Raw genomic sequence first — 16,887 nt, forward strand, 5'->3', positions numbered from 1 at the left:
GCGAGGTCAGCCCCGGCGCCAGAGCTGGGCGTCGGTGCCGTTGCAGGTGTACATCGAGAGGCGCGCGCCGTTCGCGGTGTTCCACTCGTAGTTGTCCAGGCAGAGTCCGCTGGTCCGGTTGCGGAGGGAGAACCAGCCGTTGCCCCGGTCGATGATCGACCAGTCCTGGTTGGTGCCGCCGCTGCAGGTCCAGAGTCCGACGTCGGCGTTGAGCGCCGTCGAGCCGTTCAGGTTGTCCAGGCACTTGGCCGCGTGGAGGTTCTTGATGCGGTAGTGGCCGCCGACGTAGCTGAACTCCCACTTCTGGGCCGCGGCGGTGCTGCACGTGTGGAGCTTGACGAGGGCACCGTCCGCCGTGTTCCAGTCGTAGTCGTCGACGCACTTGTCGCTGTGGCGCCCACGGATCCCGGGCTGCCCGGAGCCGGTCGCCTGGGGCTGGCCGAAGAAGGGGTAGCCGTCCGCCGCCCAGTACAGCTGCTGGACCCTGGTGTGCCGGTTGGGGTCCGTCAGGGCGTCCGGCGTCGGCGTCGCGTAGTCACGGGCGTGGTAGACGAGGATGTCCGTCACGCCGTCCTCGGCGACGGTGAAGCTGCCGTGGCCGGGGCCGTAGGAGCCGTTCGCCGTCTGGAAGACGGGCGTCGACCGCTTGGTCCACGAGGACGCGGACAACAGGTTGGCCGACGCCGAGGCGGAGACCAGGCCGAGCTTGTACCGGGAGTCCGTGGCGGAAGCGGAGTACGCGATGAAGACGCGACCGTTCTTCACGATCGGCGACGGGCCCTCGACCACGCCCGCGACGCCCTCCATCTCCCACGAGTGGGTAGGCCGGGCGATCTCGACGGTCGACGCGGTGTCGATGGTCGTCGGCGAGGTCATCCGCGCCAGGTACATGTGGCTGTTGTAGCTCGTGCTGGGGCTGTCCTGCGCCCACGCGAAGTACCGCGTGCCGTTCAGGGTGAACGACGCCGGGTCGAGCTGGAACGAGTCCCAGCCCGTCGTCATGCGCTGCGGAGCCGACCACGTGCCCGTCGTCGGGTTCGCCGACGTGTTGCGGATCGAGTACAGGCGCTGGGCGAACCGTGACGTGCTGGGGGATGCCGAGAAGTACATGTACCAGGCGCCGTCGACGTACTGGATGTCGGGTGCCCAGATCCAGCCGCTCAGGGCGCCGCTGGACGGTGCGGTGAAGGCGGTGACCGGTGTGGCGGTGCCGAGGCCCGCGAGGGTCCGTGACCGGCGCAGCTCGACGCGCTTGTAGTCCGGCACGGACGCGGTCATGTAGTAGTAGCCGTCGGTGTGCTTGTGGATCGCCGTGTCGGCGCGCTGCTGCACGATCGGGTTCGGCACGTCGATGTACTGGGCGGTCGCCGGGGCGGCGGGCGCGAGGGTGAGGGCCAGGACGGCGGCCGCGCCGGCCGCGAGGATTCGACGACACAGTGCGGGCAGCGAGGCGGCAAGGGGTGAGGGCACAGGATGACTCCTTTGTCATCGGCATTGTGAGCGCTAACATCGCGAACTCTGCCGGAGGCCGACTTGTTCGGTCAAGGTGCGGAGCCCAGGTTCTCCGAGCAGGCGCGCAGCATGTCCTCGAGCGGGCGCAGGGAGCACGTGGCCCGGCTCCGGTGCCGGTCTCACGGCGACCGATGAGTTCTCCCACGGCCGGGGGTCGGTCCGGTAACCGCTCCGATGGAATCCGACGGAAGGAACCCATGATGGTCACCACGCTCCGCAGCTTCAGCGGCTTCTCGGTGGACGACGCCGACGCCGCCCTCCGCTTCTACCGCGACACCCTCGGGCTGCCCGCTCGTGAGAACGCCATGGGTGGTCTCGAGATCGACCTGACCGGGGATGCCTCGGTCTTCGTCTACCCGAAGGGCGAGGCCCACGCGCCGGCGTCCTACACGGTGCTCAACCTCGTGGTGCCGGACATCGACGAGGCGGTGACGGAGCTGGAGGCGGCCGGGGTGAGCCTGATCCGCTATCCGGGGTTCGACCAGGACGAGCGCGGCGTCGCCCGCAGCACGGACCCGTCCCAGGGGCCGACGATCGGGTGGATCGCCGACCCGGCGGGCAACGTCATCGCGCTCATCCAGGACTGATCGGCAAGGACTGATCGGCAGGGACTGATCGGCAGGGGCCGATCGGTCAGGACGAGCCGGTCACGCGGCCTCGCCGGCGGCCAGGCTGCGCAGCTCGGCCAGGACCGTGCGCTCTATGTCGGCGAGCGAGCGGTCCTCGCCATCGCGGATCCACTGGGTGAACGACACGCCGAACACGGTGATCGCCGACTCGGCCGCCAGGGTCGCCGCCGGCTCCGGGACGCCACGCGCCCTGAACGTGTCGCCGACCGTCGTCGCGAGCGCGGACAGCTTGTGCCGCTCGCGCTCCTGCAGTGCCGGGTTCTGGTCGATCACCGACTGCCGCAGCCGTGCGTGGTCGCGCCGCTCGCCGGGGAAGAAGTCGGCTGCCGACTCCAGCGCCGCGCTGACGAGCTCCATCGGCGTCGCGCCGTCCGGGGCGGCCGCCACGCCGTCGAGGAACGCTTCGACCAGCCGCTCCTGGCCCTGGAACAGCACTTCGCGCTTGTCGCTGAAGTGGCGGAAGAACGTCCGCTCGGTGAGCCCGACGGACTGCGCGATCTCCGTGGCTGTCGTCTGCTCGTAGCCGCGGTGGGCGAAGAGCTCCAGCGCGGCCTCCTGAAGTCGCTCGCGCGTGCCGGGCTGCCATCGGACCATGACGTCCAGTGTAGGTGATGACAGCCGCTGACATGAGGCGTACGGTGATGTCTGTGACCGACATCAGTCACTGACATCACTGAGAGAGGCTTCATCATGCATGTCTTCGTCACCGGGGCATCCGGCTGGATCGGCTCAGCGGCCGTGGACGAGCTGCTCGCCGACGGCCATGCCGTCACGGCTCTCGCTCGGTCCGACGCCTCGGCGTCGGCGCTCGAGGCCAAGGGCATCCGCGTCCAGCGCGGTGACCTCGACGACCTCGACGGTCTGCGCCGCGGCGCCGACGCCGCCGAGGCGGTGCTGCACCTCGCGAACAAGCACGACTTCTCGAACCCCGCGGTGTCCAACGCGGCCGAACGGGCCGCGGTGCAGACCTTCGGGGAGGCGCTGGCCGGTACCAGCCGCCCGTTCCTCTTGGCGGCGGGGAGCGCAGGGCTGGCCACGGGCCGGCCGGTGACCGAGCGCGACGTGTCCCCGTTCCACGGTCCCGACTCGCCACGCGGTGGCGCTGAGAACCTCGCGCTCGAGTTCGTCGACCGCGACGTCCGGGTGGTCAGCCTGCGGTTCTCCCCGACGGTGCACGGCACCGGCGACCACGGCTTCATCGCCGTCCTGACGGACGTCGCGCGGCGGCACGGGGTCTCCGCCTATCCGGGCGACGGCACCAACCGGTGGGCGGCCGTGCACCGCTCGGACGCCGCACGGCTCGTCGCCCTCGCGCTGGCGAAGGCCCCTGCCGGTGCGCTGGTGCACGCGGTCGCCGAGGAGGGCGTGCCGACCCGTGAGATCGCCGAGGCGATCGGGCGCGTCCTCGACCTGCCGGTGGCTTCGGTGGCGCCCGAGGGCGCGGTGGACCACTTCGGCTGGATCGGCGGGTTCTTCGGCGTGGACATCTCCGCGACGAGCGTGGCGACCCAGGAGCTGTTGGGCTGGACCCCGACCGGGCCGACCCTCGTCGAGGACATCGCGGCCGGCGCCTACACGCCGCACTGACCTGCTGACCGGTCCGTGGCCGGACGCGCTGGGCATCCCTGGTGGCATCCCTGGCGGCGCCCTCGGCGGTGCTCCAGGGGTGTCCGTCTCGGCGTGCCGCTCACCGCCAGGGCGTGGGAGCCTGAGACGCATGGGACCAGCGCGGGGCCGCCCGGTGTCGATCGAGCTGGTCGCCCAGACCGTCCGGGCGCTCACGTGACATCACCCGGGGGAGGCCCATGACGTCGGACCCCGTCGTGCAGTGGGTGAGCACAGGCCTCTTCGCCCTGCTGACCGTGCACTCCCTCTGGCGTCTCGTCACCGTCCGCCAGGTGTTCGTCGCGGCCGGCTACCTGTTCCACCTGGGCATGAGCGCGGTCATGATCGCCATGGTGTGGCCGTGGTGGGTGCGGCCATGATGCTGGCGATGGTCTGGGCGGTGGCCGCGATGGCCCCAGGCGTCGCGAGCGGGCCGGCGTTGTCGTCAGGGCCCGGCGCCGGGCACGGGCTGGGGCCGGAGCACGGACACTCGGCGGCGCACGTCGCGGCCCACGCAGAGCTCGGCGGCTGGGCCGCGGTCAGCGGTGCCGTGCTGGCGGTGGCGCTCGCGGTCGGCGGGGTGTGCTTCGTGGTCGGCCTCGTCCGGCATCTGCGTCGCCAGGAACCGGCCAGGGCCGGGCACGGCGTGGACCTGGTCGCGAGCGCCGCGATGAGCCTCGGTACGGCAGGGATGTGCTGGCTCATGCTCGTCGGCTGACCTGCACCCGACCGGGTCAGGCGGGCTGGAGCGCCGTCGCGTCCAGCGCGCCGCTGCGGGCCTGCTCCACCAGGTCCGCGAGCTGGTCGTGGCTCATCTGGATGCGCTGACCGAAGTCGCCGGTGATCACGATCTGCTTCAAGGGCTCGGCGGTCCGGTCGACGAACAGCTCGGGGCATCCGCAGTCGCACTTGCCGCAGAACGTCGCCACATGAACTAGCTGAGAGTGCTCGGTCGCCTCCCTGCCCGACCCAACTGTTCGGGCCTCCGGAGCGTCATAGGGGAGAGGCGTCTTCCCAATGAGGATCGGGGTTCAATGATGAGAGCTCGTGCACGCCGGACGGCAGGGTCAGGCCGCCGGACCATCAGCAAGATCGTCGTCGCGGCCGCGTCGGTCGTCGCCCTCGTGGCGACGTCCGGCGCGGCGCTCGCGCCCGGCGACGCCGCGCCTGGTGGCGCCGCCCCGGAACGCGCGGCGCCCCGGGAACGCCCCACCACCACCGTCGTCACTCTCGTCACCGGCGACCGGGTCGTCGTCACGGAGCGCGCGGGTGAGGACCTCGTCCGGGTCCTGCCCGCCGCGCGTCCTGGCGGTGCACCCGTGGCGTTCCACCAGGTGGCCGGCGAAGAACGGCACCTGGTCATCCCGACCGACGTGCTCTCGCTGGTCCCGGACCGGCTGGACCGCGACCTGTTCGACGTCAAACGGCTGGTGGCCGACGGGCGCACCGGCGACGTGCCGGTCATCGTCCAGACGCGCGGGCGCGACGCCCGCGCGGCGCGGCAGCCCGACTGGGCGGCGCTCGGCGTCGACCCGGAACGCACCCTCGAGTCCATCGGTGCCGTCGCCGGTGACCTGGAGACCACCGCCGGACCTGGCGAGCCTGCGTCGTCCTGGGCGCTGCTCCGCGCGCTGGGCGCCCCCGGGGGAGGCGGGAGAGCCGGGGGAGGCAGCGTTTCCCAGCGCAGCGGCGCCGCGGCGCAGGCCGCGCCGTCGGCGGGCGCGATCACCAAGGTGTGGCTGGACCGCCGGGTCGAGCCGCAGGACGCGGACTCGATGCCGCAGATCGGCGCCCCGCAGGCCTGGGACGCCGGGCACGCGGGCGAGGGTGTGTCGGTCGGCGTCGTGGACACCGGCGTCGACGACACGCACCCCGACCTGGACGACGGCGTGGTCGCGGCCGCGCGGGACTTCACCGGCTCCGGCGACGACCCGGAGAGCACCACCGACGACGTCGGGCACGGCACGCACGTGGCCTCGATCGTCGCGGGCTCGGGCGAGGCGTCCGACGGCGTGAACCGGGGCGTGGCGCCCGGCGCGCGCGTGCTGGACGCCAAGGTGCTCACGCCCCAGGGCGGCGACACCTCCTGGGTGATCGACGGGATGGAGTGGGCGGCCGAGCAGGGCGCCGACATCCTCAACCTCTCCCTGGGCGAGCCCGGCAACTACACGGACGGCACCGACCCGGCGTCGCTCGCCGTGGACGCGCTGAGCGAGCGGTACGGGCTGCTCGCCGTCGCCGCCGCCGGCAACGAGGGACCGCTGCCGGGCACCATCCCGACCTTCGGCACGGCGTCGAGCGCCCTGACGGTCGCCGCGGTCGGGGACGACGACGTGGTCGCCGGGTTCTCCAGCGTCGGCCCCCGGGTCGACGGCGCCCTGAAGCCCGACATCGCGGCGCCCGGCGTCGGGATCGTCGCCGCGCGGGCCGCCGGCACCACGCTCGACGAGCCGGTCGACGACCTGCACGTCGCCGCCAGCGGCACCTCGATGGCGGCGCCGCACGTCGCGGGCGCCGCCGCCGTCGTGCGGTCCGCGCGTCCGGACCTGAGCGGGCAGGAGCTCAAGGACGTGCTCATGGCGTCCACGCAGCCCGGCGGGAACTCGGTGTGGCAGGAAGGCACCGGCCGGGTGTGGATCCCGGGTGCGCTGCGGCAGACCGTCACCTCCGATCCGCCGTCCCTCTCGTTCGGCATCGTGCCGTACCCGCAGGACGAGGCGGAGCCGGTGACCCGGACGGTGACCTACCGCAACCCCGGCGAGGCGGCGGTCGAGCTCGACCTGGAGCTCACGGTGCGCGACGAGGCGGGGGAACCGGCCCCGGACCGCACGGTGACGACGTCGGTGTCCCGCCTGGCGGTGCCGCCCGGCGGCGCCGCGAGCGTCGACCTCACCCTGGACCCCGCCACGGCGCCGCCGGGCGCGTACGGCGGCGCGCTGGTCGCGCGGTCCGCGGACGGCGACCAGGTGCGCACCGCCGTCGGGTTCGTCAACGAGAGCGAGAAGTACGACCTGACCATCCGGGCCACCGACGTCGACGGCTCGCCGGCGACGTCGGACGACCACCTGGTGCTGCAGAACGCCGCGGACCCGTGGGACTGGACGTGGATCGAGCCGCGGTTCACCGATGGTGTGGCCACCGTGCGGCTCGCCCCCGGCTCGTACTACCTCGCCGGGTTCTTCGAGGCGCGCGACGACGGCTCGTCCTGGCCGACCGCGGTCACAGCCGTGGCCGAGCCGATGATCGAGGTGGCAGGGACGACGACGGTCGAGCTGGACGCCCGCGACGCCCGGGCCCTGGACGTCACCACGCACCGCGCGACGGACGACTCCGGGAAGAAGCTGCTCTTCTACCGGCTGGTCGACGGCGAGTACAACGGCACGGTCAGCGCGGAGTACGGCGGCTACACCGACGACGTCGCCGCGCCCGACTTCTACGCGCTGCCCACCGAGCGTGTCGGCGAGGGGGTCGAGTTCGAGCTCGTCTCCCTGACGCAGCAGCGTCAGCCGGTGCTGCAGGTCACCGCCCACCCTGGCGCGGGCGACGTGCCCGCCACGGCGGTGCCCGGGTCCGGGCCGGTGACCGGCCGTGCGTGGGCACGGCTCGTCGACGCCCGCGGCGGGTCGGCCGCGGAGCTCGCCGACGCGCGGGTGCGTGGCCGGTTCGCGCTCGTGGACCAGGGCGACGTGGCGGCGCAGGCGGCGGCCGCCGAGGCAGCCGGTGCGAGGGGTCTGCTGGTCCGCGGCGCCGGGCTCGGCACGGTTCCCGGAACGGTCGACGGAGCGGGTATCCCGGTGCTCGCCACCGACCGGGACACCGGTGACCGCCTGCGGGACGAGCTGGGGAGCCGGCCGGTGCGGCTGCGAGTCGTCGGGCGCGACCAGGCGGCCTACAGCTTCGACACGGTGGTCGAGCGGGAGGGGCAGGTGCCCGACGAGGACCTGACCCTGCACGCGGGACCGGGCAACCTCGCGACGCTCGACATGGAGTACCGCGCGATCGGGGCGGAGGGGCAGGTGACGGCCACGCCGGTGATCGTCCGGGACGGACGGCAGGGCGTCTACGGTCTCGACAGCGAGCTGACGGCACCGGTCAAGCGCACGGAGTACGTGAGCGCCGCCGAGGACGTCCGCTGGTACCACCAGGTGATGCCACGGCACACGGGCGGGATGCTGGCCGGCGCGTTCGAGTCCGAGTTCCGTGCGTTCCGGCCGGGGGACACCGCCGAGGAGGTCTGGCTCGCCCAGGCGCACCACGGCGGGTTCACGCCGCCGGGTGTCGGCGGCGACGGGCAGCTCCGTCCACCGTCCGCCGTCCGCGACTGGGACACGTTCACGTTCGAGATGCCGTTCTGGGTCGACGACGCCGGGCACTCCATGCCGATCGCCCTGCCCTGGGAGGAGGAGGCCGACGTCCGTTTCCGGCTGTGGCAGGACGACGAGCTCCTGCTCGACAGCCCGGTCACGTGGGGCTCGGTCTTCGACCTCCCGGAGGAGACGGCGCGCTACCGCCTGCGGTCCGACGTCGCCCGCTCGACGCCGTGGTGGGAGCTGTCCACCAGCGTGACCACGGAGTGGGAGTTCACCTCGGCGTTCGAGGACGACCGCGTCGTCCTGCCGCTGCTGCAGATCGACTACGGGCTGTCCCTCGACGACCGCAACCGCGGGGAACGCCGCGAGGTGCTCCACCTGTCGGCGGCGCACCAGGACGGCTCCACGCCGTCCGCGGTGGAGGACATGCGGCTCTGGGCATCAGCCGACGACGGGGAGACCTGGACGCCGGTCGATGTCACGGGCGGCAGCGGGTCGCACGGTGACGCGGGGTTCACCGCGGTCGTGCGGGTGCCGCGCGGCACGGAGCACGTCTCGCTGCGGGCCGAGGCGCGGGACGCGGCGGGCTCGCAGGTGAGCGAGACGGTGATCCGGGCGTACAGCGTGCGCCGCTGACGGCCGGACCGGACGACGGGGGCGGCGGAGGGCTCGGGCCCTACGCCGCCCCCGGGCGGGTGGTGCCCGCTCGACGGCACTTTCCGTTCGTGGCTACCGTCGTTCCTGACCGACGGCGGCAGCAGGTGACGAAAGGGCGGGACGGTGGACATCGACGAGCTGCTGGATCTCGAGCACCACGGATGGCGCTCCCTGTGCGACGGCACGGGAGGGAACTTCTACGGGTCGATCATGACCGCGGACGGCGTGATGGTCCTGGCGCACGGCCAGGTCTTCGACCGGACGGCGGTCGTGGCCTCCCTGAACGACGCGCCGCCGTGGCGGGCCTACGAGATCACCGACGAGCGACTGGTCCGGATCGGCGACCGGGACGCGGCCCTCGTCTACCGCGGGCGCGCCTACCGCGACGGTGAGGAACCGGCCTTCGTGGCGCTGATGTCGAGCGTCTACACGCGTGCGGGCGACGTGTGGAAGCTCGCGCTCTACCAGCAGACCCCCGTGCCGCAGGCCGGCTGATCACCCGGCGACCCCGCACCTTCAGCCACTGCGTCCTACGCTAGAAGATAGCCTGGCTAGGCACAACGAGGGGGCGCAGTGACCATCCAGAACCTTCCACCGTGGTGCGGACGGCGAGTGCGCGGTCCGAGGGCCCTGTCATGACCGCACCCACGGTGCTGGTCTGGTTCCGCCGCGACCTCCGTGTCGCCGATCAGCCCACCTTCCTCGCCGCCGGACAGGGCTCTCGCGCACTGGCCCTGTTCGTGCTCGACCGGCGGCTGCTCGCGCCGTCGGGCGCCGCGCGGTTGTGGTTCCTCTACGGCTGCCTGCGTGACCTCGACCGGAGCCTGGGTGGCCGGCTCCTGGTCGTCGAGGGCGACCCGACCGAGGTGGTCCCGCGGGTGGCCGAACAGGTCGGTGCGGACGACGTCCATATCGCCGCGGACTTCGGGCCGTACGGCCGGCTCCGGGACCGTGGCGTGGAGCAGTCGCTCGCCGAGCAGGGCCGGTCCCTGGTGCGCACGGGCTCCCCGTACGCGGTGGCACCCGGCCGTGTCCGGACCGCGGACGGGGGCCGCTACCGCGTGTTCACGCCGTTCCGGCAGGCGTGGGCGGACCATGGCTGGCGCCCACCGGCGAGGACCGACGCCGACTACCTCGACTGGATCGACCCGGCGGGCGTCGAGGTCGAAGCGGCGCCGGTGCCCGCGCTACCCGCCGTCACCGCCGAACTTCCAGCCCCGGGTGAGGCAGCGGGCCGGGAGCGGTGGCAGCAGTTCCTGGGCGGGCATCTCGACGGGTACGCCACCGGCCGTGACCGGCCCGACCAGCCGGGCACCTCCCGGATGTCGGTCTACCTGAAGTACGGCTGCGTGCACCCGCGCACGCTCCTCGCCGACCTCGCGGACAGCACGTCGGAGGGCGCACAGGCGTTCCGCACGGAGCTTGCGTGGCGTGACTTCTACGCCGACGTGCTCGACCAGCGTCCCGACTCCGCCCGCCGCAACTACGACCGGGCGTACGACGCGCTGGCTACCGACAGCGGCCCTGAGGCCGACCGGCTGTTCGAAGCGTGGCGCGAGGGTCGCACGGGCTTTCCCGTCGTCGATGCCGGGATGCGACAGCTGCGGGCCGAGGGCTGGATGCACAACCGCGTGCGCATGATCACGGCCTCGTTCCTCGTCAAGGACCTCCACCTGCCGTGGTGGTGGGGTGCCCGGCACTTCATGCGTCTGCTCGTCGACGGCGACCTCGCGTCCAACCAGCACGGCTGGCAGTGGGTGGCGGGCACGGGCACGGACGCCGCACCGTTCTTCCGGGTGTTCAACCCGGTGCTCCAGGGTGAACGGTTCGACCCGCACGGCGACTACGTGCGCACCTACGTGCCCGAGCTCGCGGACGTCGCCGGCGCCGCGGTGCACAAGCCCTGGGCGTTGCCGGGCGGACCACCGGCCGGGTACCCGGCTCCCGTCGTCGACCACAAGCACGAGCGTGCGGTGGCCCTCGACCGCTACGAGGCCGTCCGGGAGGTGCGACGCCGCGAGCGGGACAGATCCTGACGACGGACGAGAGAGCGCGGACGGCCCGGTGGTAGGACGGCGGAGATCTCCCGCCGTCCTACCATCGGGCCGTCAGGGCGCGGTGCGGCCTCGGGTCAGTCGGTGACCTCGAACGTCAGCGACTCCACGAACTCGCGTCCGTGCACGTCCGTCGCGGTGACCTCGGCGGTGTGCGTGCCGACCGCGAGGTCGGCAGGCAGCTCGACGCGCCACAGGTGCATGGAGCGTTCGGCGACGCTGCCGCCGTGCACCAGCTGCTGCTGCACGGCCACGGGGTCGGACCACTCGGCACCGATCTTCTGTGCCTCGCCCTGCATCGGCTGCGTGCGCACGGCCTCGACGGGCTCGCCGCCGTCGAGGGTCGCCGTGACCGTCGAGCCCGTGCTGCCCATCCAGAAGTTCGTGGTCAGCCAGGTGGTGTCAGCCAGGTCGGCCCGCGACACGACGAGCGGGTCGGTGTACTCCGGCGCCGAGCCGACGGCGGAGCGGTGGGCGGCGAACCACTCGCGGTAGCGGGGCGTGTTCACGCCCAGCGCCATCTGGTGGCTGTCGTCGGCACCGCGGACGGTGAAGCGCTCCTTGACCTGGGTGCCGGTGATGTCGAGCGTCAGGACGCCGGGCTGCCCGCCGTCGCGCTGCAGCGCCGCGGGGTAGCCCTCGGGCAGCACTGTGCCGGAGTACCAGTCACCCGAGATCGCGCCGGCCGTGATGTGCGTGAACGGCAGCTCGTCGACACCCATGACGTCCGACCAGCCCTGCAGGCTGTCGCCCGCACGCAGGTTCTCGATGCTGTGCGTGTGACCGCCCAGGGCGATGGCCTCCCGGCCCTCGAGGAGCTCGTAGATCTCCTTGACCTGCGCCACCTGGTGCCGGTTGCTGCTCTCGTCGGCGAAGTCGAGCAGCGGGATGTGCGCCGCGATGACGACCAGCTTGTTCTTCGGCACCTCCGCGAGGTCGTTGCGCAGCCACTCGAGCTGACGCTCGTCGAGCGCGCCCGTGTAGGAGGTGCCCGACTTGTACTCGACGGTGTTCAGGGCGACGACGTGCGCCTTGCCCACGTCGTAGGAGTAGTACTCCGGCCCGAGCTTGGCGCGGAAGGTGTCGAACGTGTGCTCGCTGCTCGCGGCGTCGAAGTCGAGGTCGTGGTTGCCGGGCAGGAACCGCGCCGGGCCGTTGAGCATGCTCACGAGCTCGCGCGTCTGCGGGTAGAGCGACAGGTCGTCGCCCACGACGTCGCCGATGAAGAGCGCGCCGCAGCCCGTGTAGTCGGTGCGTGCCGCGAGGTCCGCGAAGGCGCCGTTGCGGGCGTACTCGACCTCGTCCTGGTCGTACGTCTGGATGTCGCCGCCGATGAGGCAGTGCTGCTTCGCCGAGCTGGTGAGCGTGCTGGGGGCGAGCGGGAAGTTGACCTCGGCCGGGAGCGGGCCGGTCGGCTCGATGCCGCCGTAGCGCAGCTCGGGGGAGCCCTCGGGGAGGTGGTGGTAGAAGAACTGCGCGACGTTGTCGTCGTCGACCGGCACCTGGTAGCCGCGCGGCTGGGTGACGGAGACCGTCATGTTGTCGAACGCCGGGAGCTCGTAGCGGCCCTTGCGGTCGGTCGTCGTGACGTCCCGGCCGTTCGTGACGGTGACGCCCCCCAGGCCTCGCTCACCGCGGTCCTGCTCGGAGTCCTTGTCGCGGTCGACGAAGACGACACCGTCGATGGTGTCCTGGTCCTCGTCGGGCCCGGCGACCACGTCGACGCTGCCGCGGTAGGCGGTCTCGGCCCACGATCCGCCGGTCTGGCCGCCGGGAGCCGCCGTGGCGGACGGCAGCAGCGCGCCGGTGAGGGCGAGCGCGAGCCCTCCTCCGGTGAGGCCGAGCGTGCGGAGCCAGCGCGTGGTCGATCGGGTGGCAGTCGATTTCACAGAATTCTCCTGTCGTGATCGCGAACCGGCCCTCCGGCCGGTCGGCCATCACGCTGCCGCCCGGTCATGAACTCGGGCTGTCCTCCTCCTCACGGCACGGCAAATCTCACCCGACGACCAGTCGACGGGCCCGCCTCAGGTCCTGGTGCCTCAGGTCCTGGTGCGGTAGATCCGCATCGCGATCGGGCCCAGCACCGCCGTCAGGATCACGGACGCGATCAGGACCCAGACGATCTCCGCGGCGTCGGGGCTGCCCGCCATCAGGCCGCGCACGGCGGTGACCAGGTGGCTCACCGGGTTGACGCCCACGAACGCGCGCAGGCCGGACGGCATGGTCACCGGGTCCACGAACACGTTCGAGGCGAACGTGAGCGGCATGAGCACCATCATCGAGATGCCCATCACGGCGTTGGGCGAGCGGACCAGCAGCCCGAGGATGATGAACGTCCAGCTCAGCGCGAACGCGAACACCAGCAGGAGCAGTACTCCGAGCAGCACGCCGAGAATTCCGCCGTCAGGCCGGAAACCGAGGATCAGCCCCAGCGAGATGGTGATGACCGAGGCGATCGTGTACCGCACGGTGTCGCCCAGCAGCGCGCCCACCACGGGCGAGGGGCGCCAGATGGGCAGCGAGCGGAACCGGTCGAACACACCCTTGGAGATGTCGGTGTTGAGCGTGTAGCCGGTGTAGATGGTCACGAACAGGATGGTCTGCACGAGGATGCCCGGCAGCAGGAACTGGATGTATGCCTGCGTGGAGCCGGCGAGCGCCCCACCGAACAGGTACGTGAACATCAGCGTGAAGATGATGGGGGAGACCAGCACGTCGAACAGCTGCTCGGGCACGTGCTTGATCTTCAGCAGGGCGCGCCAGCCGAACGTGAGCGTGGTCGACACGGGCGACGGCCGCGAGGGGCGCTCGGTGAGGGCGACGGCGTCGCGCAGGGTGGTGGTCATCGGGACACCTCCGTGGACTCACGGGCTCCCGGCCCCGGCCCCGAGCCTGAGTCGGAGCCCGGCTCCGCGCCCGGCTCCGCGCCCGGCTCCACGTCGTCCGGCAGGGGCTGGCCGGTCAGCGCGAGGAACACCTCGTCGAGGCTCGGCTGACCCAGGCTGAACTCGGGCACGCTGATCCCCGCCTCGGCCAGGGCGGGCAGCAGGCGGGGCACGGCGTCGGCGCCGGCGTCGGGCACGCGGGCGGCGATGGCGTGCGGGTCCGAGTCGAAGGTGACCTCGGCGCCGAGCACGCGCTCGGTGATCTCGGCGGCCCGGGCGCGGTCGCCCACCTCGGCGACGCGCAGGTGCACGGCCCCCTCGCCGACCGACCGCTTGAGCTCGCTCGAGGTCCCCTCGGCGATCGTGCGCCCGTGGTCGACGACGGCGATGCGATCCGCGAGCTGGTCCGCCTCGTCGAGGTACTGGGTGGTGAGCAGCACGGTGGCGCCGTCGTCCACGAGCACCCGGACGATGTCCCACACCTGGTTGCGGCTGCGCGGGTCCAGGCCGGTGGTCGGCTCGTCCAGGAACAGCACCCGCGGAGCGAGCACCAGGGACGCGGCGAGGTCGATGCGCCGGTGCATGCCGCCGGAGTAGGTCTTGACCTGCCGGGACCCGGCGTCGGCCAGGTCGAACGCCTCCAGCAGACCCTGCACCCGCCGGCGTGCGGCAGCGGGTCCGAACCCGTACAGCCGGGCGAGCATGAGCAGGTTCTCGGTGCCGGTCAGGTCCTCGTCCACAGAGGCGTACTGCCCGGTCAGGCCGACGGCGGAGCGCACGGCGTCGGCGTCGCGCACGACGTCGTGGCCCAGCACGCTGGCGGTGCCGGCGTCGGGCCGCAAAAGGGTGGCGAGCATGCGGACCACCGTGGTCTTGCCCGCACCGTTGGGGCCGAGCAGACCGAAGACGCTGCCCTCGGTGATCGAGAGGTCGATGCCGTCCACCGCCTTGGTGACGGACTTGCGGCTGGTGAAGTGCTTGACGAGGCCTCGCGCCTCGACGGCGAGCGAGTCGGACATGTGGTCTCCCTCCAGGTCCCACTGTCCCACCGCGGGGACGGGGGCTCAATCGGTTTCGGCGCCGGTCGAACCGGGACCACCCCGGGCGCGAGCGGCGGCTCCCCGTGCCGACCCGGACCGCCCGTGTCAATGTGTGTGGCGGGAGTGCGCGGACCTCGCCGTCCGCCGGACGCTGGGAGGCGCCGCATGACCGCACCGAGCGCAGAGGCCGAACCGCAGGCGTTGCCGCAGAGCAAGGTCTGGGCGATCTTCGGCGGGCTCATGCTCGCGATGCTGCTCGCCGCCCTCGACCAGACCATCGTCGCCACCGCGCTGCCCACCATCGTCTCCGACCTCGGTGGAGCGGAGCACCTGTCCTGGGTCGTGACCGCGTACATGCTCGCCAGCACCGCCACCACGGTGCTCTGGGGGAAGCTGGGCGACCTCTTCGGCCGCAAGACGCTGTTCATCGCGTGCATCGTCATCTTCCTCGCCGGGTCGATCCTGGCCGGAACGTCCCAGACGATGGGCCAGCTCGTCGCCTGGCGCGCCGTGCAGGGCATCGGCGGCGGCGGTCTCATGGTGCTGTCCCAGGCGATCATCGGCGACGTCGTCCCACCCCGGGAGCGCGGCAGGTACCAGGGCCTGTTCGGCGCGGTCTTCGGCGTCTCGTCGGTCGCCGGGCCGCTGCTCGGCGGCTTCTTCGTCGACCACCTCGACTGGCGCTGGGTCTTCTACATCAACATCCCGCTCGGGGCCGTCGCCCTCGTCGCCGTCGCCGCCGTCCTGCCCCGCATCACCACGGGCGCCCGGCCGCGCATCGACTACGCCGGGATCACCCTGCTGGCCACCCTCTCGACGGCGATCGTGCTGATGACCAGCCTGGGCGGCACCACATGGGAGTGGGACTCCAGCCCCGTCTACGCGATGGGCGCGCTCGCGATCGGGGCGCTGGTCGCCTTCGTCGTGGCCGAGCGGCGCGCCCCCGAGCCCGTGCTGCCGCTGCACCTCTTCCGCAACAAGGTGTTCTCCGTCGCGGCGGTCATCGGATTCGCCGTCGGCTTCGCGATGTTCGGCGCCATCACCTACCTGCCGCTCTACCTGCAGACCGTCAAGGGCTCGACCCCCACCCAGTCCGGGCTCGAGATGACACCGATGATGCTGGGCCTGCTCATCACGTCCATCGCGTCGGGGCAGCTCATCTCCCGTACCGGCCGCTACAAGATCTACCCGATCCTCGGCACCGCGATCACCGCCGTCGGGCTCTACCTGCTCTCCCTCATGGACCAGGACACGACGACCCTCCAGGCGGGCCTGAGCATGTTCGTGCTCGGCGCCGGCCTCGGCATGGTCACCCAGGTGCTCGTCATCGCCGTCCAGAACGCCGTGAGCTACCGCGACCTCGGCACCGCGACATCGGGCGCCACCTACTTCCGCACCATCGGCTCGTCCATCGGGGTCGCCGTCTTCGGCACGATCTTCTCGAGCCGCCTCACCGACGAGCTGATGACCGGCGTCCCCGGCACCGCCCAGGGCCCCTGCGGGCCGGAGGCGCTCGCGGCCACCACCCAGGCGCTCGCGCGGTGCTCGCCCGAGGTGCAGGCCTGGTTCCTCGACGCCTACGCCGGAGCCCTGCACGTCGTCTTCCTGGGGGCCGTGCCGGTGGCGGCGCTGGCGTTCCTGCTGACCTGGCTGCTGCCCGAGGTCGAGCTGCGCACGGCCACCCGTGGCGGCGACGGCGCGTCCGCGGGGCACGCGGCGGGGGAGTCCTTCGCCCTGCCGTCGTCGCGCACGTCGCTGGAGGAGCTGCGGATGATCCTCTGGCGCCGTGTGGGCAAGCGGGACCCCTTGCGGGTCTACGAGGTCGTCGCGCAGGACGTCGGCCTGTCCCCGGCGGAGGCGTGGATGGTCACGCGGGTCTCCCTCAAGCGCGTCCGGTCGGTGCGGCTCATGGCCGAGCGCACGTCCAGCCCTGAGCACGTCGTGCGGGACGTCGCCGGCGCCCTCGCCGCCCGCGGGCTCGTCGAGGTCGACGGCGACACGGTCCACGCCCTGCCCGGTGCGGACGACGTCGCCGAGTCGATCCGGGCCGCGGAGCGGGAACGGCTGCGACGCTACGTCGCCGAGTGGCCCGACGGTGACGAGCCGGAGGTCACCCAGCTCGTGGACCAGCTGGCGCACGACCTCCTGACCGACAAGATCGATCACGCGGAGCGGCCGTGATGGTCAGTGACGGT

At 72.3% G+C, this 16,887-nt stretch carries 14 protein-coding genes; 8 read left to right on the forward strand and 6 right to left on the reverse strand.

From position 1 onward, the window contains the following. Positions 1-6: 6 nt before the first annotated feature. Positions 7-1,470: a family 43 glycosylhydrolase gene (locus LUU90_RS10285; protein WP_275003327.1), complete on the reverse strand. Its 1,464-nt coding sequence runs from the start codon at positions 1,468-1,470 to the stop codon at positions 7-9. 242 nt (positions 1,471-1,712) lie between these two features. Here LUU90_RS10285 and LUU90_RS10290 point away from each other — a divergent pair, with 242 nt between their 5' ends. Beyond that, complete coding sequence (locus tag LUU90_RS10290; protein WP_275003328.1) at positions 1,713-2,099, forward strand: VOC family protein; 387 nt, start codon at positions 1,713-1,715, stop codon at positions 2,097-2,099. 60 nt (positions 2,100-2,159) lie between these two features. Here LUU90_RS10290 and LUU90_RS10295 read toward each other — a convergent pair whose 3' ends face one another. After that, positions 2,160-2,735, reverse strand: a complete 576-nt coding sequence (locus tag LUU90_RS10295; protein ID WP_275003329.1) for a TetR/AcrR family transcriptional regulator — start codon at positions 2,733-2,735, stop codon at positions 2,160-2,162. Between the two features lie 96 nt (positions 2,736-2,831). Between LUU90_RS10295 and LUU90_RS10300 the strand changes: the two genes are divergently transcribed. From LUU90_RS10300 to LUU90_RS10310, 3 genes are all read left to right on the forward strand, one after another. Beyond that, positions 2,832-3,728, forward strand: a complete 897-nt coding sequence (locus LUU90_RS10300; protein ID WP_275003330.1) for an SDR family oxidoreductase — start codon at positions 2,832-2,834, stop codon at positions 3,726-3,728. Positions 3,729-3,946: 218 nt separating this feature from the next. Continuing rightward, positions 3,947-4,126, forward strand: a complete 180-nt coding sequence (locus tag LUU90_RS10305) for a hypothetical protein (protein WP_275003331.1) — start codon at positions 3,947-3,949, stop codon at positions 4,124-4,126. Then, positions 4,108-4,464: a DUF5134 domain-containing protein gene (locus tag LUU90_RS10310; RefSeq protein ID WP_275003332.1), complete on the forward strand. Its 357-nt coding sequence runs from the start codon at positions 4,108-4,110 to the stop codon at positions 4,462-4,464. The genes LUU90_RS10305 and LUU90_RS10310 overlap by 19 nt, the downstream gene beginning before the upstream one ends. A 16-nt stretch (positions 4,465-4,480) precedes the next feature. Here LUU90_RS10310 and LUU90_RS10315 read toward each other — a convergent pair whose 3' ends face one another. After that, a complete protein-coding gene (locus tag LUU90_RS10315; protein WP_275003333.1) occupies positions 4,481-4,675 on the reverse strand; it encodes a hypothetical protein in 195 nt (64 codons plus the stop codon). Positions 4,676-4,783: 108 nt separating this feature from the next. On the opposite strand from LUU90_RS10315, the gene LUU90_RS10320 reads away from it, so the two are divergent. From LUU90_RS10320 to LUU90_RS10330, 3 genes are all read left to right on the forward strand, one after another. Continuing rightward, entirely contained in the window at positions 4,784-8,692 is a 3,909-nt protein-coding gene (locus LUU90_RS10320) for a S8 family serine peptidase (protein ID WP_275003334.1), read from the forward strand. A gap of 144 nt (positions 8,693-8,836) precedes the next feature. Further along, positions 8,837-9,208, forward strand: a complete 372-nt coding sequence (locus LUU90_RS10325) for a nuclear transport factor 2 family protein (RefSeq protein ID WP_275003335.1) — start codon at positions 8,837-8,839, stop codon at positions 9,206-9,208. A gap of 140 nt (positions 9,209-9,348) precedes the next feature. Then, a complete protein-coding gene (locus tag LUU90_RS10330) occupies positions 9,349-10,749 on the forward strand; it encodes a cryptochrome/photolyase family protein (RefSeq protein ID WP_275003336.1) in 1,401 nt (466 codons plus the stop codon). 95 nt (positions 10,750-10,844) lie between these two features. Here the strand turns inward: LUU90_RS10330 and LUU90_RS10335 are convergent, their stop codons facing one another. From LUU90_RS10335 to LUU90_RS10345, 3 genes are all read right to left on the reverse strand, one after another. Further along, entirely contained in the window at positions 10,845-12,656 is a 1,812-nt protein-coding gene (locus LUU90_RS10335; protein ID WP_275003337.1) for a calcineurin-like phosphoesterase family protein, read from the reverse strand. A 150-nt stretch (positions 12,657-12,806) separates the two neighbouring features. Then, a complete protein-coding gene (locus tag LUU90_RS10340) occupies positions 12,807-13,613 on the reverse strand; it encodes an ABC transporter permease (protein WP_275003338.1) in 807 nt (268 codons plus the stop codon). Beyond that, positions 13,610-14,671: an ATP-binding cassette domain-containing protein gene (locus LUU90_RS10345; protein ID WP_275003339.1), complete on the reverse strand. Its 1,062-nt coding sequence runs from the start codon at positions 14,669-14,671 to the stop codon at positions 13,610-13,612. Before LUU90_RS10345 ends, LUU90_RS10340 begins: the two co-directional genes overlap by 4 nt. A 129-nt stretch (positions 14,672-14,800) precedes the next feature. Here LUU90_RS10345 and LUU90_RS10350 point away from each other — a divergent pair, with 129 nt between their 5' ends. Next, on the forward strand, positions 14,801-16,873 hold the full coding sequence (locus tag LUU90_RS10350) for an MDR family MFS transporter (RefSeq protein WP_275003678.1): 2,073 nt from the start codon (positions 14,801-14,803) through the stop codon (positions 16,871-16,873). The last annotated feature ends 14 nt before the right edge of the window (positions 16,874-16,887 follow it).

Source organism: Promicromonospora iranensis (genome assembly GCF_028994775.1).
In the GTDB taxonomy this organism is placed as follows: domain Bacteria; phylum Actinomycetota; class Actinomycetes; order Actinomycetales; family Cellulomonadaceae; genus Promicromonospora; species Promicromonospora iranensis_A.